The 24781-nt window shown below is 56.7% G+C and carries 19 protein-coding genes and 3 pseudogenes; 10 read left to right on the top strand and 12 right to left on the bottom strand.

Annotation, left to right across the window (positions count from 1 at the left end):
- Window positions 1-13: 13 nt before the first annotated feature.
- The 9 genes from AC1RQC_RS33330 to AC1RQC_RS33370 form a co-directional block, all read right to left on the bottom strand.
- On the bottom strand, window positions 14-1684 hold the full coding sequence (locus tag AC1RQC_RS33330; protein WP_492809433.1) for a dipeptide ABC transporter ATP-binding protein: 1671 nt from the start codon (window positions 1682-1684) through the stop codon (window positions 14-16).
- A complete protein-coding gene (locus AC1RQC_RS33335; RefSeq protein ID WP_492809432.1) occupies window positions 1681-2550 on the bottom strand; it encodes an ABC transporter permease in 870 nt (289 codons plus the stop codon). Before AC1RQC_RS33335 ends, AC1RQC_RS33330 begins: the two co-directional genes overlap by 4 nt.
- Window positions 2547-3542: an ABC transporter permease gene (locus AC1RQC_RS33340; RefSeq protein ID WP_492809431.1), complete on the bottom strand. Its 996-nt coding sequence runs from the start codon at window positions 3540-3542 to the stop codon at window positions 2547-2549. Before AC1RQC_RS33340 ends, AC1RQC_RS33335 begins: the two co-directional genes overlap by 4 nt.
- 3 nt (window positions 3543-3545) lie before the next feature.
- Window positions 3546-5138 (bottom strand): ABC transporter substrate-binding protein, encoded by a 1593-nt coding sequence (locus AC1RQC_RS33345; RefSeq protein WP_492809430.1) that lies wholly within the window; start codon window positions 5136-5138, stop codon window positions 3546-3548.
- 499 nt (window positions 5139-5637) lie between these two features.
- Window positions 5638-6075, bottom strand: coding sequence for a protein TolR (gene tolR, locus AC1RQC_RS33350; RefSeq protein WP_492809429.1), 438 nt, complete (start codon window positions 6073-6075; stop codon window positions 5638-5640).
- A 1-nt stretch (window position 6076) separates the two neighbouring features.
- Window positions 6077-6877: a MotA/TolQ/ExbB proton channel family protein gene (locus tag AC1RQC_RS33355; RefSeq protein WP_492809428.1), complete on the bottom strand. Its 801-nt coding sequence runs from the start codon at window positions 6875-6877 to the stop codon at window positions 6077-6079.
- 34 nt (window positions 6878-6911) lie between these two features.
- Window positions 6912-7676 carry a TonB family protein gene (locus AC1RQC_RS33360; protein ID WP_492809427.1) on the bottom strand — a complete coding sequence of 255 codons (765 nt, stop codon included), beginning with the start codon at window positions 7674-7676 and terminating at the stop codon, window positions 6912-6914.
- Between the two features lie 256 nt (window positions 7677-7932).
- Complete coding sequence (locus tag AC1RQC_RS33365) at window positions 7933-9252, bottom strand: LLM class flavin-dependent oxidoreductase (protein WP_492885826.1); 1320 nt, start codon at window positions 9250-9252, stop codon at window positions 7933-7935.
- Window positions 9253-9391: 139 nt separating this feature from the next.
- Entirely contained in the window at window positions 9392-11833 is a 2442-nt protein-coding gene (locus AC1RQC_RS33370) for a TonB-dependent receptor plug domain-containing protein (protein WP_492809425.1), read from the bottom strand.
- Window positions 11834-12925: 1092 nt separating this feature from the next.
- Here AC1RQC_RS33370 and AC1RQC_RS33375 point away from each other — a divergent pair.
- Together AC1RQC_RS33375 and AC1RQC_RS33380 are read left to right on the top strand one after the other, a co-directional pair.
- Window positions 12926-13300, top strand: a complete 375-nt coding sequence (locus AC1RQC_RS33375) for a winged helix-turn-helix transcriptional regulator (RefSeq protein WP_492809424.1) — start codon at window positions 12926-12928, stop codon at window positions 13298-13300.
- 71 nt (window positions 13301-13371) lie between these two features.
- Window positions 13372-13467 (top strand): annotated as a pseudogene (locus AC1RQC_RS33380) (DNA-binding protein); the annotation flags it as partial.
- 355 nt (window positions 13468-13822) lie between these two features.
- Here the strand turns inward: AC1RQC_RS33380 and AC1RQC_RS33385 are convergent.
- Together AC1RQC_RS33385 and AC1RQC_RS33390 are read right to left on the bottom strand one after the other, a co-directional pair.
- Entirely contained in the window at window positions 13823-15799 is a 1977-nt protein-coding gene (locus tag AC1RQC_RS33385; protein WP_492809423.1) for an acid phosphatase, read from the bottom strand.
- An 86-nt stretch (window positions 15800-15885) separates the two neighbouring features.
- Complete coding sequence (locus AC1RQC_RS33390; protein ID WP_492809422.1) at window positions 15886-16260, bottom strand: hypothetical protein; 375 nt, start codon at window positions 16258-16260, stop codon at window positions 15886-15888.
- A gap of 351 nt (window positions 16261-16611) precedes the next feature.
- Between AC1RQC_RS33390 and AC1RQC_RS33395 the strand changes: the two genes are divergently transcribed.
- Window positions 16612-16779 carry a hypothetical protein gene (locus AC1RQC_RS33395; RefSeq protein ID WP_492809421.1) on the top strand — a complete coding sequence of 56 codons (168 nt, stop codon included), beginning with the start codon at window positions 16612-16614 and terminating at the stop codon, window positions 16777-16779.
- A 142-nt stretch (window positions 16780-16921) separates the two neighbouring features.
- Here AC1RQC_RS33395 and AC1RQC_RS33400 read toward each other — a convergent pair.
- Window positions 16922-17272, bottom strand: a pseudogene (locus tag AC1RQC_RS33400) (IS110 family transposase); the annotation flags it as partial.
- Window positions 17273-17390: 118 nt separating this feature from the next.
- Here AC1RQC_RS33400 and AC1RQC_RS33405 point away from each other — a divergent pair.
- From AC1RQC_RS33405 to AC1RQC_RS33435, 7 genes and pseudogenes are all read left to right on the top strand, one after another.
- Window positions 17391-17563: pseudogene (locus AC1RQC_RS33405) on the top strand (ISKra4-like element ISBte1 family transposase); the annotation flags it as partial.
- A gap of 538 nt (window positions 17564-18101) precedes the next feature.
- Window positions 18102-18386: a YciI family protein gene (locus tag AC1RQC_RS33410; RefSeq protein ID WP_492809420.1), complete on the top strand. Its 285-nt coding sequence runs from the start codon at window positions 18102-18104 to the stop codon at window positions 18384-18386.
- Between the two features lie 105 nt (window positions 18387-18491).
- Window positions 18492-19799 (top strand): NtaA/DmoA family FMN-dependent monooxygenase, encoded by a 1308-nt coding sequence (locus AC1RQC_RS33415; protein WP_492809419.1) that lies wholly within the window; start codon window positions 18492-18494, stop codon window positions 19797-19799.
- Between the two features lie 14 nt (window positions 19800-19813).
- On the top strand, window positions 19814-21796 hold the full coding sequence (locus AC1RQC_RS33420) for a primary-amine oxidase (RefSeq protein WP_492809418.1): 1983 nt from the start codon (window positions 19814-19816) through the stop codon (window positions 21794-21796).
- A gap of 238 nt (window positions 21797-22034) precedes the next feature.
- Complete coding sequence (locus AC1RQC_RS33425; RefSeq protein ID WP_492809417.1) at window positions 22035-22538, top strand: flavin reductase family protein; 504 nt, start codon at window positions 22035-22037, stop codon at window positions 22536-22538.
- Window positions 22535-23074, top strand: coding sequence for a hypothetical protein (locus AC1RQC_RS33430; protein ID WP_492809416.1), 540 nt, complete (start codon window positions 22535-22537; stop codon window positions 23072-23074). The genes AC1RQC_RS33425 and AC1RQC_RS33430 overlap by 4 nt, the downstream gene beginning before the upstream one ends.
- Window positions 23075-23273: 199 nt before the next feature.
- On the top strand, window positions 23274-24716 hold the full coding sequence (locus AC1RQC_RS33435; RefSeq protein ID WP_492809415.1) for an MFS transporter: 1443 nt from the start codon (window positions 23274-23276) through the stop codon (window positions 24714-24716).
- The last annotated feature ends 65 nt before the right edge of the window (window positions 24717-24781 follow it).

Raw genomic sequence — 24781 nt, forward strand, 5'->3', positions numbered from 1 at the left:
GACACGCCCATCCTTAGGCCATTTCCACAGTGTTGGCCTCGCTTGTCTGCCATTCTCGCAGGTAACGCTGCCCTGGCACGTCCCGTAGTAGATGTCGGGTGTACTCACTGACCGGGGATTCAAAGACTTGGTGTGAGGTGCCTTGCTCGACTACACGTCCGGCTCGCATTACCACCACTTGGTCAGATATCTCCCTCACCACTGCCAGATCATGTGAGATGAACAGGTAGCTCAGCCCGAGTTCCCGCTGCAGCTCGGCCAAGAGGGTGAGGATTTGCTTTTGCACTGATGCGTCTAGGGCTGAAAGCGGCTCGTCGAGCACTACCAATTGTGGCTCCAATGCCAGTGCACGGGCTATCGCCACCCGTTGGCGCTGACCTCCGGATAGCTCATGCGGGCGACTGTGCAGCAGCCGGGCAGGAAGGCCGACGCGCTCCAGCAGGAGACCCGCCAGTTTCCGCCGACTGGCACGATCACCAATAGCGAAGGCTTTAAGCGGTTCGCTGATGATCTGCTCCAAGTCAAAACGCGGATCAAGAGAGGCATATGGGTTTTGGTAGACCACTTGCACCTGGCGACGGTATTCGCGCAGTTGCTGGCGCGAACAGTTCAATACGTCGATCCCTTCGAAGCGGACTTCTCCGGCGCTGGGTCGTTCCAGATGCAATATCATCCGGGCCGTAGTCGACTTTCCGGAGCCGGACTCTCCGACTAGGCTAAGGGTGGACTGACGATAGATATCAAAAGAAACATGCTGCACTGCTGGTGGACGCTCATGGCGCCAGGTGGAAAATTGCTTACTTAGTCCACGCACACGCAAGAGCGGATCTTGCCGCTCCCTCCCGGGCGAGTGTTCTCGGGTGATTGCCCGGGGCGGCTCGACCCGTCGCGCGCGAGCAAAGCTGGGAGCTGCCGCGAGCAACTGGCGAGTGTAGGCATGCCGCGGCCGCTCAAATATCTGTCGCGCGCTGCCAGCTTCGACGATTCGGCCTTGCTGCATCACCACTATTCGGTCAGCACGATCCATAGCTACGCCGAGGTCATGTGTAATCAGCAGTACAGCGGTACCCTTGTCGCGAGCCAGCGTTTGCAAATGATCGAGTATCTGCCGCTGCACGCTCACATCAAGAGCGCTCGTCGGCTCGTCGGCTATCAGCAGCGAAGGTTCGTTGGCAAGCCCAATGGCGATGAGTACCCGCTGGCGCATGCCACCAGATAGCTCGTGGGGATAACGCCGCACGAGCGTATCAACATCTCGCAGCCCCACCTGGTGGAGTATCTCAACGGTCCGTTGGCGTGCGGCGCCTTTTGGGATCCCATGTAGGGTCATGGCTTCCATGACCTGGCTACCAATACGTTTGACGGGATCGAGGGACAACCCAGGATCTTGCGGCACAAAGCCTACCGAGGCACCGCGCAGGTGTCGCCATTCACGCTCGTTGAGGTGTTCCAAGCTCTGACCGTTGAGGCAAATCCTTCCTGCTGTGATGAACGCATTGCTCGCCAGCAGTCCGATCAAAGCAGTCGCGGTGGTGGACTTACCAGAGCCGGATTCGCCGACGATAGCAACGAACTCGCCGGGCAGTATCTCCAGGTCAAGATCGCATACAGCAGGAATGTACTGCTCTCGGGTACGATAGTCGATCGACAGTCCATCGATCGTCAATAGTGGGGGGTTTCTCATTTGTAGCCTCCTTCAGCGTCTTGCAAGGCCTTAGCCAGCTGGTTAGCGGCCAGCACCACGCCGGCTACGACCAAACCAGGTAGGGTCGTGTACCACCAGGCGGCGACCATGAAATTGCGTCCCTCCGAGACCAGCAGCCCCCACTCCGGCTGCGGTGGCGGCGCTCCGAGACCAAGAAAACTCAAAGCGGAAACAGCCAATACCGCGCTGCCAAACTCCAATGTAGCGAGAGAGAGAATAGGACCGATAGCGTTGGGAACAATGTGATGCCGAATAATGGCCAACGATCCGACCCCACACGCCAGAGCCGCTTCGACAAACATGCTACGGCGCCAACGGAACACTTCTCCTCTGCTCAATCGAGTGAAAGTGCCCACCGACGACAGGCCCACAGCGAGGGCAATATTCGTCGTCCCAAAGCCAAGGACGGTTATCACAGCCATAGACAACAGCAACGACGGAATCGCCACCAGTACCTCAATCAGCCGCATTAACAATGCATCAAGCCAACCGCCGAAGTAGCCACTGATTACACCGATGAAGCTGCCTACCAGCAACGCAATCAATAGCGCCAGTGTGGCGGCGCGCATCGACGGCGCTGCGCCGTAAATAGTTCGACTGTACAGATCACGACCAAGCTGGTCAGTGCCAAACCAGTGGGCTACTGACGGAGCTTGGAGGGACTGAGCGGGGTTGCCGAGCAATGGGTCTAAGTTGCTGAAGAGCCCGGGACATAGCGCCCAGCTCACGACCAGTGCCAGCACCGCTAGACTTAAGAACAAGGTCGGCCTGAACCATGCGCGCCGCCGGCTCGTCGCTCGTCCGGGTGAAGCGGCATTTTTTTCGAGCAAGAATTGTTCGCTCATGCGTCGCTCCGCTTGCTCATTCTAGGGTCGAGCCAGGGATATAGTAAGTCAACCAGAAGATTGCTTAAAATATAAGCCAACGCTGACAACAGAACGATCCCCTGCACGAGAGGAATGTCGTGGTTGTTCACCGCACTTTGCGCTAGACGACCGATTCCTTCGCGAGAGAACACCGTTTCGGTCACCACCGCACCAGCTAAAAGATTGCCGATGATTATCCCCGCCAGGGTCAGCAAAGGGATCGCGGCATTGTGCAATACATGAACCGTCAGCAACCGGATACGACCAATGCCCTTGCTGCGCAAGGCCTCGACGAAAGGTTCGCGCAAGGTATTAGCGATCGACCGAGCAAGCACCTGAGCGATTGCCGCGGCAGTGGGAATCGTCAGGGTAAGTGCTGGCAACACGAGCGAAGAGAAACCCTGGCTGCCCATCGCTGGGAACAGGTGGACATGAAATGACAACCATTGCAACAACAGTAGCCCAACCCAGAAGGGTGGCAACGAAACAGCCAGCGAAGGCAGTGCCAGTAGCGCCTCGCGCAATCCGCGCCGGCGAGCAAGCGTGGCGCCCAGCGCGAGCCCGATGCCTAGAAATAGTGACAGAATGAACGCGACTCCTGTCAGCTTGGCGGTGGCGGGCAATGCTTGGAGCAGCGCTTGAAGTACCGGTTGCCCGCTTTGGATCGAGAGACCAAAGTCAAGATGCAATGCCTTGGCGAGAGCAATGCCGTATTGCACAGGCAACGGTTCGTCCAGGTGATAGCGCGCACGCAGTTGGGCAATCTGTTGCGGGTCAATCGATGATAGCTCGCCAGTTCGACCGAGCATAATAGTGACAGGATCCCCTGGCAGCGTATACAGAACCAGAAAAGAGACTGTGAAAGCTGCCCATAGTACGAAGGCGGCTTGCCCGCATCTTGCCGAAGAATAAATGAGCAGGCTACGCCAACCTGCTGTTCGGCGATGCAGTGAGAACATAGGCGTCGCCATGGGTCAACGTTCCAGCCAAGTGTCGAAGAATTGAAGCCGGGTGGAAGCCTCGTAGTGCAGCCCGTTCACCTGCTTCCCGTAGCCTGTGACCGTCGCCTGTTCGTAAAGCGGTATGGCATGCCCTTGTTCGATCAGAAATTGACTCGCCTCCTTGACCAAAGCACCACGTTGCAGCGGGTCGAGTGTCGTCCTTGATCTAGCCAATACTGAGTCGATCTTGCTAGCTTTGAGCACATTTACATTGGCAGCCGTGGTCATGAATACCAGGCGCAATACGTCCGGGTCTGCACGCGTAGCGCTCATGAAAGTCAGACTGTAGTTGTGCGCCAACTGTTGACTTAACACCGTGCCGATTGGTGCCTTATTAAGGCGAAGTTCCACCCCGATTCGCCGCAACTGTTGTTGTACCTGCTCCAGCACTGGCGTTTGTTGCCAGTAGTCGATCGGGAATGAAAGTCGTTTGCCTTCCCGCTCTCGAATCCCGTCTTTACCGAGTCGCCACCCCGCGCCCTCTAAGAGCTTCCGTGCTCCAGTTGGGTTGTACTGCAGCAAATCTGAATGATCGCTGTAAAATGGTGTGTTACCCGCAATAATCGAGGTGGCGGGTTTCTGATTGGTGGAGATAACGCTCTGAAGCTCGGCGCGGTCGATCCCTATATTCAGCGCCTGACGCACCGGGAGCTCGTCGAGCGGTGGTCGCGACTCATTCGCTGCCAGACTGTGTACGATGCCCGGGTTGGTTCGAGCTAAGACCGGGATACCCCGCTCCGCAAGAGTGCGTTCGTTCTGGATGGCGACACCAACGTCAACATCGATCTGCCCCGACAAGATGCTTCCAAGGCGTACTCCAGATTCAGGAATAATTAGGAACTCAATGCCGTCAAGCCAGGCAGCTCCTTGGTGCCGAGTGAGCGATGAAGCCCAGTTGTAGCCATCGCGCCGCTGGAGGGTCACCTTCTGATTGTGCACAAACTCGTTTAAGATGAATGGCCCAGAGCCCGTCACTTTCCCCTGGCATCGCGCCTCAGGCGCAAGTTTGAGGCTTGCTGGAGAGAGCAGGCCAAGACTCATAGTCGAACTGGCCTGCAAAAACTGCGCATTGGGTTCATGAAAGGTCACACGTACGGTGTAAGGCTCAACGACCTGAATCGACTCCATGCCAGAGAGGTAAGACCTTGCTAAAGGCGCCCGTGCGCCCAGGGCAATAATCGATTCGAAGGTGGCTTTGACTGCCGCTGCATCTACCTTGCTACCATCAGTGAACGTGGCATCGTCGCGCAAGTAAAAGGTGAAACTACGCGATTCGTCGCCAATCTCCCAGCGCGAAGCAAGCCAAGGGACGATCTTGCCAGTTTGCGGATCCTGATCCGTAAGTGAGTCGACTAACTGCCGACCGATAGTTAGCGCGTAGCTGTTGCCCGCCTGTTGAGGGTCAAGGCAGTCCGGGTCGCTGTCGAAAGCGACTTTCAGTACTCCGCCAGAGCGTGGTTGGCCAAGCGTTGCGGCGCTCTTTTCTTCGTGTGCTTTGCCGCAGCCGGCAGCGCCTAGCGCGACAGCAACGACGAGGGGTAGTGTTCGCAAAATTGAAAGGGGCATTCCTTGGCTTCCGGCTTTGAATAGTTTCTACATACGGCAGGCGAAGGTCATCCCTCAGAGTTATCTGCCGCATCGTTAGTGGAACCGACAGCGACGCTGTAGTTCGGCCTACTACGAGATTGACCAAGAGGCCGATCACCGTAAATCGGTGGTGAACATGGGAACCGGCGCCGCTAATTGGATCTGCTTTTTTTTTGAGTGGCACAAATTTTATGGCGGCCATCATCATTTAAATGACGATGGCGTGTGTCTTCAGCATTTGATGATTCCGGTTCAGCAGAAAACATAGTCCACGACGAATCGCTGTAGACTGTGCTCTACTCCTCTAAGCGCAATTGATAATCCACTCAGGCGCACTCAGGTATGCGTTACATTCAGCCGATCTCCTTGCACCGCACGAACACCCACTACAGCCTCGTAGAAGGGGCGACCTAAATGGTCGGCTCGCGATCGCAACCGACGCAGGAAATCCTGCCTGCAGGTTCCAATCTACAGAGTGCTAGTTTGTTCTGGCCGGCTCGGACACGAGGGCTACCTTAGAGTAGCCGGCGTTGTTGATCTCTCCCATCGTCGCGATCACCTTGCCGTACGGTAACGATTGATCGCCGCGCAGAAAAATCCTCCGCTCATGGTCACCTTCCGACGCTTGTGCGAGGGCAAGCAGCAATGTCTTCTCCGATACCGCATTCTTATCGACGTATACATGACCCTGCGCGTCAAGACTGACCGCGATCGGAGGCTTCTCTTCATTGAGGGGTTTAGCGTTACTAGTCGGGAGATCCACCTTCACGCCGGACGCCATCAGCGGCGCTGCGACCATGAAGACGATCAGCAGCACCAGCATCACGTCAACCAGCGGGGTAACGTTTATGTCGCTGACTGGCGCACCGAAGGTTGTTCCGGGCGCTTGGCGGCTTCTCGAGATATTGGCTCCCATTTCATGCCCCCTTCTGGACAATGCCGTTGGCAGGCACTCGCGGATTTACCACCTGCGGCCGGGCAGCCTGTACATCCTGTTCACTCGCTACTCGCGGGCGCGCCTCTCCCGTCTCCAGTAAGCGCGAGAGTTCCACTTCGACAATCCCAGTCAACGTCCCAAGCCGGTTTGCATACGAGCCCAGGTCGCCAGATGCGCGGTTATACGCGACAACAGCCGGGATCGCCGCGACGAGGCCCAGCGCAGTAGCGAAGAGCGCCTCTGAAATTCCTGGTGCAACGACCGCGAGGCTCGTGTTGTTGCTCGCCGCAATCCCCTGAAATGAATTGATGATTCCCCACACAGTGCCAAACAATCCCACGAATGGGGCCACGGATCCGACCGTCGCCAGGAGTTGCAAGCCACGTTGAAGATGTTCGATCTCAACACCCGTGGCAACTTGAGCGACGCGGGCCACTCGTTCCTTTAGACTATCGCGCGCAGCGGGAGTTTGGGTAATGCCCCGCTCATGACTACGATCCCACTCCGCGGAAATTGCGGCATAAATTCGTGCGAATGGGTCCCCAGGAACGCTGCGCAACTGCTCCGCCAGCGCAGCCAGTGCGTTCGATCCACTGAGCGCAGTAGTCCAGTCTCGCGCACGGGCGCCAAGTCGGCGGAACCTGAAGAGTTTGTCGGCAATGACGGCCCAGGTCAAAACCGACGCAAGAGCAAGGATGAGCATGATCGCCTTGACGATCAAGTCAGCCTGCAAGAAAAGACTCCAGGGAGAAAAATGTTGCGCGAGTTGAGCTGTATTCATAGTGTGAATTTCCTTCTATTTTGTAAAAATTCTGCTAATCGGCCCGATATACGATCGCACCCTGCAGAACGTAAGATGACCCCCCAAGATCTGGCAGGCGTGGGAACGGTGCGGCAGCGCGGATGGCTTCGATGGCAGCAGCATCGAGCGTTTCGTCGCCGGAAGACCGAATGTCGCAGTGGATCATTGAACCATCGGGTGCCAGAATCAGCTTGTATCCGACTCTCCCCTCGAGATGCTTACGCTTCGCGATACGCGGATAGTGCTCGCCCGCGCTACGATTGATACGAGAAAACACCTGATTCACGTAGTCGCTCGGGATGCCATCCTGGCCAATGACACGCCGTGGTGCTGATTCACCTGCTGTCGTGGACGCATCCGCGACATCCACGGCCGCATTCGATGCCGTCGGCGCCAGCGTCGGTACTGACGCAGTCTGAGCCTCTGCCGCTGGCGCCGCAACGGTGCGCGGCTGCAGCGTTCGTTCGACGCGCGCTGGGCGCGCCGACTGTGTCTTTTGCTCTGCGGGTTGAGGCAACGTCGGCTCAATCTTCGGCTGGGTGAGCCTTAGCGGTTCGGGCATAGACTGTTCGACGACAAGCATAACTGTGCGTTCAGGCGGCGAGAGATCGGGCACACGGGTGGACCACGCGATGAACGCTGCAATAGCTCCAGCGTGCAAGCAAATCGAGACCAGCACGCCGTAGCCCTTCCACCATTGCACATCCCTGTGCGTTAGACGGACGTGGGCATCGATCGGTAGAGAAAAAATGACGGTCGGAGGCTGGCTAATACTCATGTTAGTTCCCCTTGCAAAACAAGAACCTGGGGTTACAAGTGGTCCTGTAGCGTCAGCTTGAAGACGCATACGATCAATGCAACTTTCGATCCATCCTTGGAGCAGCTCGTCATGCCCAACATAATGACGGTTGAAAGAGGAGTCCCAATTACATTAACTCCTATAATTGACATGATCTCTACAATTTAATTTTTGTATTATTAATACATTAATCACGCACTAAATACTATATTTATTAAGTATTGTATTTTTCTATTCATATAGAATTTCCCACAGCGTATCGACTTTCCTTGCGTTTTAGTCCGATATTATCGCGCAGTGTCTTCCCGGACAGAAAACGTTGGAAACGGCCGCGCGCCTCGAGAATCGGAATAACCTGGTTGACAAAATCATCAAATCCTTCATTCTGTTCCAGAAGAGCCAAAATGAATCCGTCAGCGACTCCGGCGTCGATCCACCGAATCATTTCATCGGCGATTTGCTCGCCTGTTCCTATGAAAGGCGATCTAGGAGTAACCATTTCTAGTGCTACTTCACGCAACGTCAATCCATTGGAGCGCGCTTTGGCTTTAATCCTATCTGTGTGAGACTGAAAGCCGCTCCTTCCGATATCGCCAATTTCTGGAAAAGGTTCATCGGGTGGGTACTGACTGAAATCATGATGATTGAAGAAACGACCGAGATAATCCACCGCCTCATCGACCGTCACCAAGTCGCGCAGCACAAGATACTTGGCCTCTGCTTCATCCGCTGTTGCACCCACGATAGGTATGAGGCCAGGGAATATCTTGACCTCCTCAACAAGACGGCCCTGAGTCACGGCACTATCTCTTACCCGCTGCGAGAAGATACGGGCCTCTTCTAGCGAAGCCGGAAGGGTGAATACGGCGTCGGCATATTTTCCGGCTAGTGAGATGCCTGCATCGGAGGAACCTGCCTGAAATATCACTGGCTGGCCTTGCGCCGAGCGCTGCACACTTAGCGGACCAGCAACTTGAAAGTACTTCCCCTTATGATTCAGCGTATGACGTTTATTTTTATCAAAATACTCACCGCTCTCCCGGTTTTGCACGAAAGCGTCGTCGTCCCAACTGTCCCACAGCCCCTGTGCGACGCTTACATACTCGTCAGCAATCTCGTAGCGAAGTGCGTGTCCCGGATGGGATCCGCCAAAATTCTTTGCGGTTCCGTCGGATGGCGTCGTCACAACATTCCATCCAGCCCGCCCCCCACTTATCAGATCCAGTGACGCAAGCTGGCGGCTAACGTTGAACGGTTCGCTGTAAGACGTAGATACAGTCCCAACAAGTCCGATCTTTTCGGTAACGGTTGCAAGTGCCGAAAGTAGTGAAATTGGCTCAAAACGATTTAGAAAATACGGAGGCGATTTATCATCAATATAAAGACCGTCTGTAACAAAGGCAAAAGCCATTCCATTCAACTCGGCTTTCTGTACTGTTTTTATGACGAAATCAATATTGGCACTGGCATCTACAGGCGCGCTAGGGTGCTTCCACGAATTAGTGTGCGCACCAGGGCCGTGAAGTGTAATTCCGATAGCGATATTATTTTTCATAATTTACAAACACAAAATATTAATAATAGACAATTATTTAAGTTTTTTAAAATTAATTAAATACTTCATTTAACAAAATCATAAATTATTAGAGCATATTTATTTGTCACGCATGACACTACTAAAAGTAAACGATCGATTAGAACTGATACTTCGCGTTCATGTAGTAAAAAGCACCGCTGACACCTATCTGCGTCGAAGACACATCATATTGCTGACCGAAGGGTCGGTACTCGGTGGAGAGTTTGCTCGGGTAGACGTTGAACAGATTGTTCGCTCCGACTGCAACTTCAAACTTGCGAGTGAACGAATACCGAACCTCCACGTCAGTGATGAACTTTGGTGAGTTATTGAACTTGGCAAATTTTGTGGTTGAAAAGGCGTCTGGACCGCTTAAGATTGTTACGGAACCCGACGTGGGGCCGTATCGCGTTTCACGAAGGCTGACTGCCCACTTGTCAAGACGCCAGGTTCCCCCAAGGATGATTTTGTTTTTAGGGGTCACCGTACTGAGGTACGCAATCTGCTGCGCATTTAGCAGTGCGTTTCCATTGGAATCGCTTGCGACGTGTGTCACGTTGGTCTTGTTGAAGTTGATGCCAAGATCCCAATCTATCCGTCCCCAACGTCCAAAGTTGGTGCGATATGTCCCGACGATGTCAAGGCCGCGCGTGCTGGTGTTCGCGCCATTGGTGAAGTAATTGGCGCGAACATACGAGAGTCCCACAGGTAACGTGACCCCGGCTGTAGCTAACGCGTCAATTGCCTGCTGGCCGCTGTAGGTTCCTCCGACCACAATGCGATCGCGAATGTTGATCTGGTAAGCGTCGACCGAAAAGTTCAGGTTCGGTAGTGGGTTTAGCACCACCCCGAAAGTGATGTTAGTCGACTTCTCCGGCTTCAACTGCGTTGCTCCCAGATTGCGAGCAGCCTGCGAGTTGGCGGCCAGCAGACCAGTCGCCCCGATCGGTGATGTGTTGAGATTGGTGAAGTATTCCTGGGCTAGCGTCGGTGCACGGAATCCTGTGCTGACACTTCCACGTACGGCGATCTGCGGGCTGATATCGTAGCGGTTGGACAGCTTCCCGTTAGCAGTGTTACCCACGTCGCTATAGTGTTCGAAACGACCCGCAATGTTGGTCTGCCATTGCTGTGTTAGTTTCGTGGAGAGATCACCATAGGCTCCTACTACATCGCGCGATTGTGAGGTCACACTCAGCGATGACAACCCAGATCCGCCAGCGGCTCCGCCGCCGTATGAGGAGGCTGCATCGCCCGCCCCTACTGAATAGCTCTCTCGGCGATGCTCAACACCCAGAGAGACATTAACGGGGGCGGACAATAGTGAAAATTTGAAGGGCCGCGTGATATCCAGATTATTAGTCCATTGCGTATTCTTGAATTTTGATATGTGAAAGCTAGTTGGCGTAGAGCCGGTGGCTGCCAGAAGATACGGATTGCCTGTGTTAACGGCACCTAGGTTGAGATTGTCCACCCCGTAGGTAGTACTCAGGTCCCACGACCATCCAAGCAAATTCTCCCCTTTAGCACCCGCTGTCAAAGAGTAGTCATTCTCGCGGCTCTTCGTCTGGGGAGTAAATCCAGCGGGATAGACGCTAGGCAGCACAGAGGGGAGACGGTAGTTCTGATAACTGCTCCCGTCCCGATGGGCATACGTCCCAAAACCGTACAACTCTACGTTGTCGTTTACAAAATACCCCGCGTTGAAGGCCAAGGCTTCACGGGTGCTCGCAGGATCCCCAAGCAGGAGATTATCAAAATTCCCCGTTCGTGGATCCACCCCAGAGCGCTTGGTATGGTTTTGGCGAGAAAACTCCGCACTCAGATCGAGAAAGCCATTCTGGCCGAGAGCTATCCCGATACTGGCTGCATTTCCTTGCCGGAAACCATCACCTTGATAGGTTTTGCCAGTTGTGTTTTCAATAGAAGCGCCTTTGATGTCGGACTTAAGAATGATATTGATGACGCCGGCGATCGCATCAGAACCATATTGTGCTGACGCACCGTCTCGCAAAATCTCTACATGGTCGATTGCGCTAATGGGAAGCATGTCAACGTCGACACCGCTTGATCCTTGCTGAGCCCCATCGGCGGTAGAGATGTTTGCCGTAGTGTGACGCCGCTTCCCGTTCACCAGCACGAGTACGTGATCGGGACTGAGGCCGCGCATTGTAAGTGCGTTGGTTAGGTTTCCACCGCTATAGACAATTGCCTGGCGCCCGATCGACGGCGACAGTTGCACGAGTGCGTCGCGCAGGCTCGTCTGACCAGTCTTCTTAAGATCATCCGCAGTGATTACATCGACGGGAGTCAGACTTTCACTGATTTTCTTTTCTGTTTCACGCGTGCCGGTTCTCACTACGACATCTTGCACGCTCCCGGCAAAAGTTTCCCGCGAGGCCGGTATGGGGCCTGCATCGGTCCCCCCTACTGGCGCGACCTTACTTTGCGCCCATGCCCCGCCACTGCACGACAGCGTCGCCGCAGCGGCGGATATGACCGTTCTTCTACGCCATGAATCCAGACGCCGGCCATCCTTGAATACGATCTCCAGATGCATAAACTATCCAGTATTAATATTTTATAATTTGGTATTAATGATTGTCTCGAATAATAAATTAGTTTAATATTCGGCGCGCAAATACAGCGATTATGTATTGATCAATTTCCACAATCATTTATTGAATTGCCTAATAAAGCTATCGCCCTGAGAAACACTATAATAGTGTTCTGCTTATATTAATTTTTTGCATTTCCATCATGCTTTTTATGCAACGCTGCCATCGCGCACCCAATGAGCCGTCACTGTAACGTCTATAACGCTGGTGCCAAACGAAGGGATTCGATTATAGATATCTGCTATCCACACGAACAAAATTGTCTGTTATAAATTGGCTGATTAATTAACGAACATATTTGTTCGCCTTTCTGTGGAAGACTTCTTTTGTATTCAATGGAAAAATTATGGATGAAATCCAGAAATGAATTCTCGTATGAGTTCGCGTGGCACCTGGTTGGGACAACGAGGATCACGAAAGTCATGTATGAGTCTACCGACGTGGTCTTTCTGACGGCCGAGAGCAGGAGCGAGGATCAACTTTCTCCGAAGGAGACTTAGCGCTTGAATCCCAAGAAAACGCCGAGATAGTTGTTTCGAGAAAGCAGCGACGCTTCACGCTATTGCGTGCCATCACGTTCTTCGTCGAGTTCAGTCTGCCTTTGGCAGCGGTTATAGCGAATATTTATTATTTATCTTTGTCGCGACGTTATTCTATTCACTGGATGAACCTCGGCATGAGAGCGAGATGGGGAGGCCGTACTACCATCGATTCAAGCTTCACGTGGCTCGCGGCTATTTGAAACCGGTTGGAAGATAGAAAGAAGATTCGGAAAACTTCGGTTTTCCATGCCATCGTGTTGAACTAAGGCCGTTCTAGGTAATTCGTCAGATTCCGCTCACCTGCCACTCGTCGCGCGGGCAAAAAATGGGCGATGAGTCTTCCGGTCCTGCCGCCGGATTCAACACGTGTCTCACACGATCAGCATCGGATATAGGATGAACAAAAGATCGGCTAGTTGAGATACCATTCCCAACCTAACCGACTAGTGGGGCATACTCTTGAACTCCAATCACAGAAGTGCTCGCGAGAGCATGCCAGCGAACCCCTGCTGCGACGCGTTAATTGACACACTAGCTCGAATAGGGGACAAATGGTCGATAAAGGTCTTTGGTGCGCTCCACTCGGGACGTCGACGCTACAGCGATATTCACCACTACGTCAGCGGGATTTCCCAGCGCATGCTGACGCTGACCCTGAAGAATCTGGAGCGCGACGGCCTTTTGCGCAAGCGCGTAACCTCCACGGAGCCGATTCGTATCGAGTATGAACTGACGGAGCTTGGAGAGAGCCTCATTGCTCCACTTACTGCGCTATACAACTGGGCCGGCATACATCACCCCACTATGCGTGCGGCGCGTAATGAAATCGACAACGAGGTCTCGACATCAGATTTGATGGGGCGCTGAACGGCTGGAACAAGCGGTTTCTAATCAGTAAATCGCTCTCAATAGGTCCATGCTGGATTGGCCCCGAAGTACCGGCCCCCAAGACAGGGGCCACCACGCCGGACCGCGGCCGCGCCCCGGCATGTCTCGGCAAGAATCGAGATAAGTTCCTGATCTCTGAGGTGTAAGGAGCAAGCAATGCTGCGAACGGCGCGCCGTCGACATTCGTCTTGCGTTTGCTCCGAGTCGACGGTTGGTCTGGACACTGTACCTAGGTGATCCCTCATTCCGATGAGTCCGCAGTGCCGTCCAACCAGACGAGTGCACATCGAAGATACACATACGCAGCGCAAAGTTCTCGACAGCTATGCTGCCCTTAGAACCGAAATCTCGGATTGGCCTTGATAGAGCCAACGCGTCAGACGTCGGACTTAAAAAAAATAAATAATCACTTCTTAGATCGATTGGCTCTTCATCGGCAATGGAAACGTCACGGGAAACCAAGAAAGCCGCCCGAAGGCGGCATTCTTCATCATCACAACATCAGAGCGTCCCGTCGAGCCGCACCGACAAGCCCGTGGCCGAGTAGATGGCCGTGGTCTTGTAGCCTGGCACCGAGATGGTGGTGAACTGCCCCTTCAGGCTGCTACTGGAGAGCAGGCTGATGGTGTCCCCCACCGACGGGCGGAAGCCGCTGCGGAAGTTCACCGCCAGCGTACCGCCGGCCACGGTGGCGATGCCGCTCACCGCAACGCGGCCGGCGCCACCGCTGCCCAAGTCTAGCTGCAACGTGGTGTTGGCCAGCTGCGTGTAGGCGCCGGCGATCACCAGTTGTGCGTCGGCGCTGGAAGCCAGCGTGCCGCCGCCAAGGTAGACGTCACCCTTGCCAAATGCTGTAGCCGAGAGCGCCTGCAGCGTGCCGGCCGCGGCCTGCGTACCGCCGGTGTAGCTGTTCTGGCCACCCAGGCGCAGCGTTCCGCTGCCCTGCTTGGTCAGCTTGCCGGCGCCGCCGATGTCGTTGCGCCAGGTGTCGAGCGCGTTGAAGCCGCTCTGGCTGGCATCCATGTTGACCACTACGTCACCGTTGAACGCGCCGTAGCCATCCGCTGCGGCAAACAGGTTGATGCGTCCCCAGCCCTCAACGTCGTCCATCACCGGATAGCCCGACGGCATCGCGGTGGTCTTAAGAACCACGCGGCGCTGATTAGCATCCAGGTAAGGCAGGCGCGTTTCCAGCAGCACCTCGGCGCTCTTGGGGACCACCGCTGGCTTGGTAGTATCGGCGATCTGCGCGAAGCCAAAGGTCATGCGGCGGTTGTAGTTGGCCTTGTTGGTGGTGTAGTCCGCGAAGCGGTCCGTGGCCGTAGTGCCGGAATGCGCAAAGTCGTTGAAGGCCAGCTTCGTGTCCGCCTTGGCTGCGGCCATCAGCGTGCTATGGGCCTGGTCATAAGCTGCGGTCTTACGCGCCGCGTTGGCGCCGGTGGCGATGCTAGCCGCGGCGGTAGCCTGGCCGAGCATGCGGCCACTGACCACATCCAGCGGAGAGTGCATGCCGGCGACGATGCGGTTCTCGCCCAGTTCCAGACCGCGTGTGACCATTTCCTGGAAGCGCTCCGGTACGGCATAGGCCATTGCGATGGCATCGCGCACGGCTTCGGCGGTGTGGCCGCTGGTGAAGCCGCCATCGGTGGCGGGCGTGGCGCTCTTGGCCGGCACCAGCGCGGGGACGACATTGACACTGCTGCTCCAGCGCCACGGCCGCGCGTATTTGTAGAAGCGCTTGGCCGGCTCAGTGGAGCCGTTCTCGCCGATGTTGCTGACAAAGTCCACCACGGTGCCGAAGCTGGTGTTGGTGCTGCCACCCACGCCGACATTGTTGCCGCCGTCGTTGTACAACACGGTGGTGGCGTCGCTCGCGATGCTGGTGATGGTGGTGGTCTGTTGCGCGGCCGACTGCCAAGTGGCCGTCAGCGGACCCAGGCCGTCGCTGACGCTGTACCCTTTGTTGCGGCGATCGTCCAGGTAGGCGGCCAGTTCCTGCGCGGCGGTGCGCTGCGCGGTCACGTTGGCCACGTACTGGATGTTGGCACCGAGCACGCTGGCGTTGAGGATGGTGCCGTCGGTACTGTCACCAGGGATCCCGGTCCAGCTGGATGCCACCACCGCGGGGAAGCTGCCGTTAGCGGGCGCCGTGACGCCTGCATCGACGATCAGGGTGGTGGGCTTCCACAAATCCAGGAAGCCGCTTAGCACCCGCACGCCGGCATTGGTCTCTTTGGTGGCATAGCGCGCATCGCCGCGCTGGTTGGTGTAGGCGTAGTCCACGAAGGGCAGCACGGCGGCCTGGTCTGCCACCGGTGCGGAGTCGACGAAGCCCAGGTCCTTGGGCGCCGCGGGAATCGACAGCGGCTGCGCGACTGCCGAAGTGGCGGTGGCGTCGTCGCCACCGCCGCAGGCGGTCAGCAGCGTGGCGCCGATCAGCGCGGCGGTCAGGACACGGAGGGAACTTGGAGGAAACATGAGGAGCGGGCGCAAGGGCCCGGGACATTGGGATCGGCCGAATGCTACGCAACCATTGTGAATTCCGTATGACTATTAATGCACTTTTATGGTGCAGTGCGTGGCGGTAGTGACTTGATACCAAGCTCGTCCGGCTTCAATCTGTACACCCCATGGGTGAGGGCATGCTCGATGTGCCGCTCCTGCACATCGTCAACCAAGCCCAGGAAGTCAGGATCATTTAGTGCTTCGCGGGCGAGGTCTGGGAGGGGCCGCGGCAATCGGTCCGCAATATTGCCGAGCGCGCCTTGCAGCTCATGCAGATCGACCAAGGCAGCGGTCAGGTGAGGCGATGGCCCGATTTCAATCGAGTGCTCTGGTGAACTCGGCGCCCAACGTTGATAACTCGGATGCCCCGGCACAGAACAAGCGCTGCCCATTCGTGCTGTTTGCAGACCAGCGATCGCCGCCTTGCCCAGCAACGAGAATCACAGGAGGCCAACTTGATTTGGCAGCCCGTCGCGCACGGCGCCACTTGGGCAAGCCGGCAGTTACTTTGGACACGGCTCTGCATTGAAGATGTCCAACAAATGTCGCTGCGATTTCTGAAAGCGCTTCGTCTTTCTGCGTCAACACCCCAAACGCCTTTAAATCCCCCCACCACCGGCAACGTTGTCGGCAATCGGACCTTGACGTGATCCCGCACGACCGACTCCGGCAACATCGCGATCGCCTCTCTAGACTGCAAGAGTTGCAGCGTTGCAAAAATCGACGAGCGCTAGATCACATCCTCCGGACTGCGCACTCCCGCCTGAGCAAACTCGCTGTCCAACATGACTCGCACCGGACCGATCGAACTCGTTGTGATCGAATGGCCCCATGAACCGCCCGACGGCGAGTTCGACTTCGTGCCGTTCCGGCGGCACGCCGAACTGGTCACTGCACTCGCCGAGAATCCGCACATTCTGGGAACCCGTTCCCGCATGATGTCGGCTTTTTAGGTCTGGAGAATTGAAAAAATGCAAGTAATTGATTTAATTGCATATTTTCTATGCGCCTACCTCGAGATCAGCACGGGAGATGGGAATCGCTTCCCTAGCCAATTGCGGAGAAATCAAGAAGACCTCCGGCGGGTCAGTGGATGGCTTGCTGGTGTTCGGCCATGGTCGGCACAAAACGCATGTTGGCGTGGGTCACCGCCTCGCAGATCGCCGCTGCACCGGCCGCGTCGTTCTTGCCACGCGTCCCGAACATGCAGTATGGCGCAACCAGCCTGGGCGCCATCAGCTTGATGGTATGACCTCGCTAGCGAGATAGCGGAGCCCAATCATGTGCGCCCGAGCAAGCCTTCATGCCGATCCAGCAAGGTGGTAACTCGGCGATTGGCATGGTCGTTACTGACAGATTGACGATAAGTGCCTTTTTTGCCGCATCGACACCGTGAACAGCAAACACGCTTTTGGCGAGATCTATATCCACGGTAACAACGGAGATGGGCTTCCCCTCCTGTGGACGCGATGGCGTTTCGACACGCCATCATGGCACCTAGATGCCGCCCTCCAGCTTCCGCCGCAGCATCGAGGCGGAAAAGTCACTTCCATTCGACTGCCCCGTCAGCTTGGTGGTCAGCAAGCGCTTTGTTAGCGGCAACCGATGGCCCGACGCCCGTCGCAAGCGCACGCCCTTCTGCAAATCCGAACTGCCGTGCTCAATGACCATCTCCGATCTCACGACGAACGACGGCGTCCCCCCATTGCCCGTGAATGCGTTCATCGCGTCGCCGCTTTGCCCCGCTTTAGGCGTATGGATCGAAGACTGAATAGGGTTCGGCCAGCCGCCATCGAGGCCGGCTCGCGGACAGCGGCTTGGGCAACATAACGCCGCGACGGTGCGCGGGTAGTGGTGTGTCCTGAAAGCTCAGGCTGCAACGCTGGCAATTGATTTGAAGTACTGGTTGCTAAGGACGCTTTGCGAAGTCCGGTGGTCCATGAAGTCAACGAGACCTCGCAGCTTCGGCACGCGGTATCACTGGAAGACCAATGCCCATGGAGGGCTATCCATCCGCAAACCGGTTGCCGACACGCACCAAAACACGTCCTTCGACACCAATTTCGTGCGTGACGCATAAAGAAGTGGTCGTCCCGCCCTCCGAAAAGACCGAATTTCGGGCGAAATCGGCAGGATGCACCTGGCATACAGCTTGCTCTCATAGCATCCATCAAACATTTCAAATGAAATGTTTGATGGATGCGGATTGATGAGAGGCCATTCATTCGCATGAACGGCCAGTTCCATTTTCTCCTTAACAGAGGTGCAAAGCAGCATGGCAACCATCAAGTATGTAATTTTCTATAAGCCCGATCCAAATGCTATGGGAAAGGCCGCGGCTTCGGAGCTATTTCCCTCTCACCTGCAGCACGCTCAGTCATTCCATGAGCAAGGCAAGTTGATTTCATTTGGCGCCTTTGCGGATTTGATCGGTCAGGGATCGATGGGGATTTTCACCAGTAAAGATGCCGCTGAGGACTTTGTTGCCAACGATCCATTCGTCAAGGGCGGCATCGTCGCTTCACACGAGATCAGGGAATGGACCGACGTCCTTGGCTGAACTGATTTCCCGGAGAACGGCCTGCTAGCGTCGCTAACCGCCGGCGAGTCCATCATTCAATGCCTCTCGCCGGCTGCAAGAACGCAAACACTCAGAGAAGCACATATGTCACACAAAAAATTTAATCTCGGTTTCTTCGCATCCTTCGGCCCACCGTCCTGGCAGGCCACCAGCGATCGGCTCAACGGTGATGGATGGTGGGATGGAAAATTCTACGTCGAGCTTGCTCAGAAGCTGGAAGCTGCAAAGTTCGATTTCATTTTTTTTGAAGACACCTCGACAGTCTCAAGCCAGGTCGGTGGCAAGATGGATATCGATCTGCGCTTCAACATCTATTCTCCAAAGCATGATCCGTTGGCGCTGCTGCCGCTGCTGGCGGGCGCAACGAAACACATCGGCCTCGTCGCCACGGCATCGACAACTTTCTATCCCCCCTTTATCCTCGCCCGCCAGCTCTCGACGGTCGATAGCCTGTCCGGAGGGCGCGTGGGTTGGAATGTCGTGACATCTGGGGAGACAACGGCCGCTCAAAACTTCAGCATGGAGGATCTGCCCCCGCACCAGGTGCGCTATGAAATGGCCGACGAGTTTCTGGATGTGACGAAGAAACTGTGGGCCGCATGGGAACCTGACGCGCTGGTTCGCGACATCGAGGCCAATACCTATGTGGATCCTTCGAAAGTCCGTGAGATCAACCACAAGGGAAAATACTACTCGGTACGTGGCCCGCTGAATGTCCTGCCGTCACCGCAAGGCCATCCCCTTATCGTGCAGGCCGGCTCCTCCGACCGGGGCCGGGATTTTGCCGCCAAGCACGCCGATCTCGTTTTCGCACCTGCCGAGGGCGGCTCGGCAGGTATGAAGGAGTATCGCAATGACATCAGGGCGAGAGCTGAGAAATTCGGACGAAATCCCGACGATGTCAAGATCATGTTTGCTTCGTTCCTGGATTTTCGTCCCGACGACGTCGATCCGTCAACTCCGCGGCGGTTGACCGACGCGCAGGTGGATTACGCACTGGCGTTTATGTCGGCGACCTTCAATCTCGATCTCTACCAATTTCCCTTGGATGAGCCATTTCCTTCGGATATTGCGCCGTCGGGCCATACCGGCATGTTCCAGGAATTCCAGAACCTGGGCCGACAAGGAATCAGCCTGCGAGAGGCCGTCATCCAGTTCATTGCGGGGGGTAGCACCGGATGGTATGGAACGCCCGAGGAAATCGCGCAGAGCATGATCGAAACCATGGATGAAGTTGGCGGCGACGGCGTAATGATTATCCATGGCAGCAAGCTCACGGGAACTTATCTCGACAACGTAGTGAACCGGCTGGTACCTGCCCTTCAGAAAGCTGGCGTAACACGAACGGAATATCGCGGAAAGTCCCTCAGGGAATCCCTTCACCTCATTTGATGATTACTGAAATCATGACGAAATCGAAAGACGATCAAATTGTGACAGATATCCCCAAACATCCGCTTGATACGCTGACAACCGCGGAGATTCGCCGTTTCAAGGAAATCGTCCACGAAGCGGAGATCGCCAGCGAAGCGAGTCGCTTCGGCTATGTCCTCCTGAGGGAGCCTCACAAGTCCGACGTCCTGAAGTTCAAGGCAGGCGATGTCGTCGCGCGCGAAGTATCGGCCGTGCTCTATGACACCGTGACGGGGAAACTCGAATACGTGTGTGCCGATGTCACGACAGGCAGCCTCGTTGAGCGCCGCGAGATCGACCAGGTGGCCGAAGGCACGGGCCCATTCCTTCTCGAGGATGTCATGGAGTCCGGGTCTATTGCCCTAGAGGACCCGTCGGTTCAGGAGGCGCTGCTCGCCCACGGGGTGACGGATTTAGAGCGAGTTCGCTGCCTGCCGCTCGCCGGTGGCACTTTCGGTTACGCGGATGAAGTTGGCATCCGTATCTCCCGTGTGGTTCCCTATTTGGCCCCGACGGCTGAATTTGGTACCTTGGCCAGTTTCTGGGGACACCCGATCGAAGGCCTGCGTGTGGACATCGATCTGACCCACCGCAAGGTCCTCCGTGTGATCGACACGGGTCCCTACGCCATTCCCACCGAGTCGGGTGAAATCCACACACCGGAATCGTTGCCTGCACCACGCGAAGGCCTCAAGCCGATCGTCATCTCGCAACCGGAGGGCGTGAGCTTCACGCTAGACGGCAACGAGATGAGTTGGCAGAACTGGAACTTCCGCATCGGATACAACGCCCGCGAAGGGCTAACCATCCACCAGGTCTCCTATGAGGACAAGGGCACGAAGCGTCCCATCCTCTACCGCGCATCCGTGGCGGAAATGGTGGTTAACTACGGCGACTTCTCGCCGACCCGGGGCTGGATCAACTACTTCGATGCAGGCGAGTACCAGTTCGGGCGCTTCGCCAACTCCCTGAAGCTGGGCTGCGACTGTCTTGGCGAAATTGTCTACAAGGATGTCGTCTTTGCCGATGATCTGGGCCAACCAGTTGTGGTCCCAAATGGGATCTGCATCCATGAAGAAGACTACGGCGTGTTGTGGAAGCATACTGACCCGTTCGACCACAGCCATAGCGACGTCCGTCGACAGCGTCGCCTGGTCGTCTCGTGTTTCCTGACCGCAGGCAACTATGACTACGGCTTCTACTGGCACTTCTACCTCGACGGCAAGATTGAGCTCGAAGTGAAGGCCAATGGCCTAGTCGTCACAGCCGGCGCTCGCGACAGCGATCCGCATCCGGCGCCCCTGGTAGCACCGGGCCTAGCCGGTACCGCCCACCAGCACCTCTTCAGCCTAAGGCTAGATACAACCATCGACGGAACGCGCAACTCGGTTGATGAAATCGAGGCGAAGCCCATCGAGATGGATCGCACCCAGCCCATCTGGGGCGGCGCTTTCGAGCGCAACATCACTCGCCTAAGGACTGAAGGCGAGGCTCAGCGTATCACGGCCAACGAGAAAGGGAGAATCTGGAGAATATCCAGCAGCGAGACAAAAAACCGGCTCGGCCAGGCACCATCGTATGTGTTGCACACTGCCGGCAATCCGCTGCTGCTGTCCAGCCCCGATGCGCGAATCACCCAGCGAGCGAAGTTCGCCACAAAGAGCCTGTGGGTCACGAAGTACCGGCGCGACGAAAACTGGCCGGCTGGCTATCTTGTAAACCAGAGTCCCGGAGGCACGGGCCTGCCGCAGTATGCGGCGCGCAATGAGTCTGTCGAAGATGAGGACATCGTGGTCTGGCACACATTCGGCCTCACCCATTTTCCCCGCTCCGAGGACTGGCCCGTCATGCCGGTAGACCATGCCAAAGTCGCCCTGCTCCCGTCCGGCTTCTTCGAGCGCAATCCCACCCTCGACGTGCCCCCGACAGAGGCAGCGCATTGCTCGCCCAAGAAGGACTGTAGCCACGGCAAGTGACCTGCAGGAGCGTTCTCGTCCGGCGGTGTTTCCTGCCGGCGCGCCGCAGCGCCTCGTCGTGCGAAATTGCGCGGTTAGGCACTGCGGACTGGGCCCGCCCGTAAATGCAAAACCCTATCCAGTCACCACACGTGAAGCACGTATTGGTGGTGCCGCATCCTGCAATTGCGACCCGCCGCCGGTCTTCATTTCCCGAGTCCTTTGCGTTCACGGGAACTCGATAAGGAGTAAACGAAGTATGATAACCGCACCTTGTATCTCTGACGAGGTCGCTCTGCGAAAGGCGTTCGCCCAATACCCATCCGGTCTGGCAGCGCTCGCTGCACACGTGGATGGCGTGGACCACGTTCTTCTTGTCGCCACCTTCAGCGTAGGAATCTCCCTCGCTCCGCCCCTGGTCTCCTGCGCAGTCCAGCGTCAATCCACCACATGGCCGCTGCTACGCGCAGCCAGGACGATAGGTGTCTCGATTCTTGCTGCCGATCAGGGAACTATCTGTCGGCAGCTTGCAAGCAGGGACAAGGACGCACGCTGGACCGGCGTCGACATCGAGAGGACGTATTCGGGATCGGTCTTCATCAAGAATGCCGCGCTGTCGTTCGAATGTGCCATCCATGCCGAACATCCCGCAGGCGATCACGAGGTCGTTCTACTCGAAGTGCAATCGATTCGCACCGCCACCGAATTGGAGCCGCTGGTGTTCCACGGGTCGCGGTTCCGGTCTCTGGAAGCCGCAGCATGAACACGATGCCCGCAATTCCCATGCTACTCGTCATGATCTGCGCATCCTCATGTGCCTTGCTGGACAAATGCCGGACGGTGGCCAGCATCGTGTGCGCCTTCGTGATGGTCATCGGCATGATCGACGCAGCTTACACGCATGTTATGCCACTGTCCTTCGTGGCCATTCTGATCGTCGGGACTGGAGTCTGGGCCGGCGTGGCCGGATGGCCGGGTCAAGCTGTCTATGATCCGGCGCTGCGGGTTTTCCGAACGGTTGCCTCCGTTGCGATGGCCGGACTGATCTTACGCCACCAAGAAGCGATGAACACGGCCGACACCCTGCAGCAGCAGCACCACCATCACCATCAGATGGCTCTTCTGTCGGTTGGTGATAATGCCTGGGCGATTGTCCTGCCTTCGACTGCGCTGCTGGTCGCCGGCATAGTCCTTACGGCCGTGGTCTTGCGATCCCGACCACAGAACACCCTCGCGGAAAACGTGGCGGCTTTCGAGCCGCTGCTCATGGGACTGTCCCTAGTGCTCATGGCTGCCTGAAGGACTCATGGGAGCGTCCCCGACGATCGTCATCGCGCTCGCGGGGCTGCCGATCTCCCCCCCTCGAACATACCCTGCGCCCGGCATAGACCGACCGTGCTTGGCCCCCCACGCTCGTACGAGTTTTTCCAAGCAGCCTAGCACTGGCCGTCCCAGCGAGCCCCTTCTTCCTCCTCTCTCGATCCTAACAGGAGTATAGATGTCTCACGTTGCCGCCTTTCCGTCATCCACAAGGATACCCGCACGCTATCGCTATCGATGGCTGGTGTTCGTAGTCATGCTCGCTGGCGAGGTCATGGACGTTCTGGATGCGACCATCATCAACGTTGCCGGCCCCGCGCTCGAGCACGACTTCAGCGCCAGCTCGACTCAACTGCAGTGGGCAATCGGCGGATATGCCCTTGCCATGGGCGCTGGGCTCGTCGTCGGGGGCCGGCTCGGCGACATCTACGGCCGGCGCCAGATGTTCCTGACAGCCCTGACGGCTTTCGCGCTAGCATCGATTCTGTGCGCGGCCGCGCCAACCATTGACTTGCTCATTGCGGGCCGCTTCCTGCAAGGCACCGCGGGCGCCTTGCTGCTGCCGCAGGGATTCGCGCTACTGCGAGAGGTGTTCGAGCCGGATGAGCTTCCGAAGGCGTTAGCGATCTTTGGACCTGTGCTAGGCGTGGCCGCAGTCGCAGGGCCCGTGATCGGGGGCGGCATTGTCCAGGCCAATCTTTTCGGACTCGGCTGGCGATTCGCGCTCGCGGTCAACGTGCCGATCGCGTTGGTCGCGCTCGCGATCGGGTGGCGCTTCTTGCCCCAGGAACGCACGCAGGCACACACTGGCGACATCGATATCGCTGGCGCCCTGCTCATCGCGACGGCATCAGGGATGCTTGTGCTGCCGCTCATCCAGGGGCAGGACACCGGCTGGCCGTTGTGGACTTGGGCAAGCCTGGCCGCAGCAGGCGTAGGCCTATTTGCGTTCACTCTCCAGCAGCGCGCTCGCCTGCGCCGTGGCCGCGTCCCGCTTGTCGAGCCGGGAATCTTCGCAAAGCCCGCGTTCACTGGCGGGATAGCTGCGATGGCACTGTTCTTCTCAGCATTCATGGGCGCGCAACTCGTGCTCACGCTGTTTCTCCAACTCGGGCACGGCTTTACCCCAGGCCAATCCGGACTCGCCGCACTGCCGCTCGCAATCGGAACCCTCGTCGGCTCAGCGCTCGCCGGTGGATTTTTGCTGGAGCGCATCGGTAAGCGGGTGCTACAGATTGGCGCATTGCTCCAGATCGCCGCCGCCGTCTGGCTATGGCTCACTTTGGCCAACAGTCCTTTTGAATTGCAACGGCTGATACCAGCGCTCACGCTCTCAGGCGTGGGCGGCGGGATGATCATCGCATCGCTCATCACAATTGTCATCAGCGCAGTAGACAGCAATGAGGCCGGCTCCGGGGCCGGCACGCTCGCCGCCGTCCAGTCAGTCTCCTCCGCGGCCGGTATTGCGGCACTAGGTGGGCTGTTCTTTGCTCGGCTTGGTGTTGATGACCCGGCGGGAGGTTACCAACTCGCAGTCGGATTGCAGGTACTGCTACTAGTAGGGTTTCTGACTGTCACTGCCGCCCTTCCCGCGCATCTGCGGCGAGCACCTTTGCTGTGAGTATCTCCATATTAGTACCCAATTCCCATTCTCCTCGCTGGATATTTAATAAAGGATATGATTTG

Source organism: Cupriavidus sp. GW822-FHT03E04 (assembly GCF_058801495.1).

Coding starts and splice junctions, on each gene's coding strand:
- AC1RQC_RS33395 (WP_492809421.1), top strand. CDS start 16,612: ATGACTCGCACCGGACCGATCGAACTCGTTGTGATCGAATGGCCCCAT.
- AC1RQC_RS33430 (WP_492809416.1), top strand. CDS start 22,535: ATGAACACGATGCCCGCAATTCCCATGCTACTCGTCATGATCTGCGCA.
- AC1RQC_RS33360 (WP_492809427.1), bottom strand. CDS start 7,676: ATGAGTATTAGCCAGCCTCCGACCGTCATTTTTTCTCTACCGATCGAT.
- AC1RQC_RS33345 (WP_492809430.1), bottom strand. CDS start 5,138: ATGCCCCTTTCAATTTTGCGAACACTACCCCTCGTCGTTGCTGTCGCG.
- AC1RQC_RS33415 (WP_492809419.1), top strand. CDS start 18,492: ATGTCACACAAAAAATTTAATCTCGGTTTCTTCGCATCCTTCGGCCCA.
- AC1RQC_RS33425 (WP_492809417.1), top strand. CDS start 22,035: ATGATAACCGCACCTTGTATCTCTGACGAGGTCGCTCTGCGAAAGGCG.
- AC1RQC_RS33365 (WP_492885826.1), bottom strand. CDS start 9,252: ATGAAAAATAATATCGCTATCGGAATTACACTTCACGGCCCTGGTGCG.
- AC1RQC_RS33435 (WP_492809415.1), top strand. CDS start 23,274: ATGTCTCACGTTGCCGCCTTTCCGTCATCCACAAGGATACCCGCACGC.
- AC1RQC_RS33420 (WP_492809418.1), top strand. CDS start 19,814: ATGACGAAATCGAAAGACGATCAAATTGTGACAGATATCCCCAAACAT.
- AC1RQC_RS33355 (WP_492809428.1), bottom strand. CDS start 6,877: ATGAATACAGCTCAACTCGCGCAACATTTTTCTCCCTGGAGTCTTTTC.
- AC1RQC_RS33375 (WP_492809424.1), top strand. CDS start 12,926: ATGCCAGCGAACCCCTGCTGCGACGCGTTAATTGACACACTAGCTCGA.
- AC1RQC_RS33340 (WP_492809431.1), bottom strand. CDS start 3,542: ATGGCGACGCCTATGTTCTCACTGCATCGCCGAACAGCAGGTTGGCGT.
- AC1RQC_RS33385 (WP_492809423.1), bottom strand. CDS start 15,799: ATGTTTCCTCCAAGTTCCCTCCGTGTCCTGACCGCCGCGCTGATCGGC.
- AC1RQC_RS33330 (WP_492809433.1), bottom strand. CDS start 1,684: ATGAGAAACCCCCCACTATTGACGATCGATGGACTGTCGATCGACTAT.
- AC1RQC_RS33370 (WP_492809425.1), bottom strand. CDS start 11,833: ATGCATCTGGAGATCGTATTCAAGGATGGCCGGCGTCTGGATTCATGG.
- tolR (WP_492809429.1), bottom strand. CDS start 6,075: ATGGGAGCCAATATCTCGAGAAGCCGCCAAGCGCCCGGAACAACCTTC.
- AC1RQC_RS33410 (WP_492809420.1), top strand. CDS start 18,102: ATGGCAACCATCAAGTATGTAATTTTCTATAAGCCCGATCCAAATGCT.
- AC1RQC_RS33335 (WP_492809432.1), bottom strand. CDS start 2,550: ATGAGCGAACAATTCTTGCTCGAAAAAAATGCCGCTTCACCCGGACGA.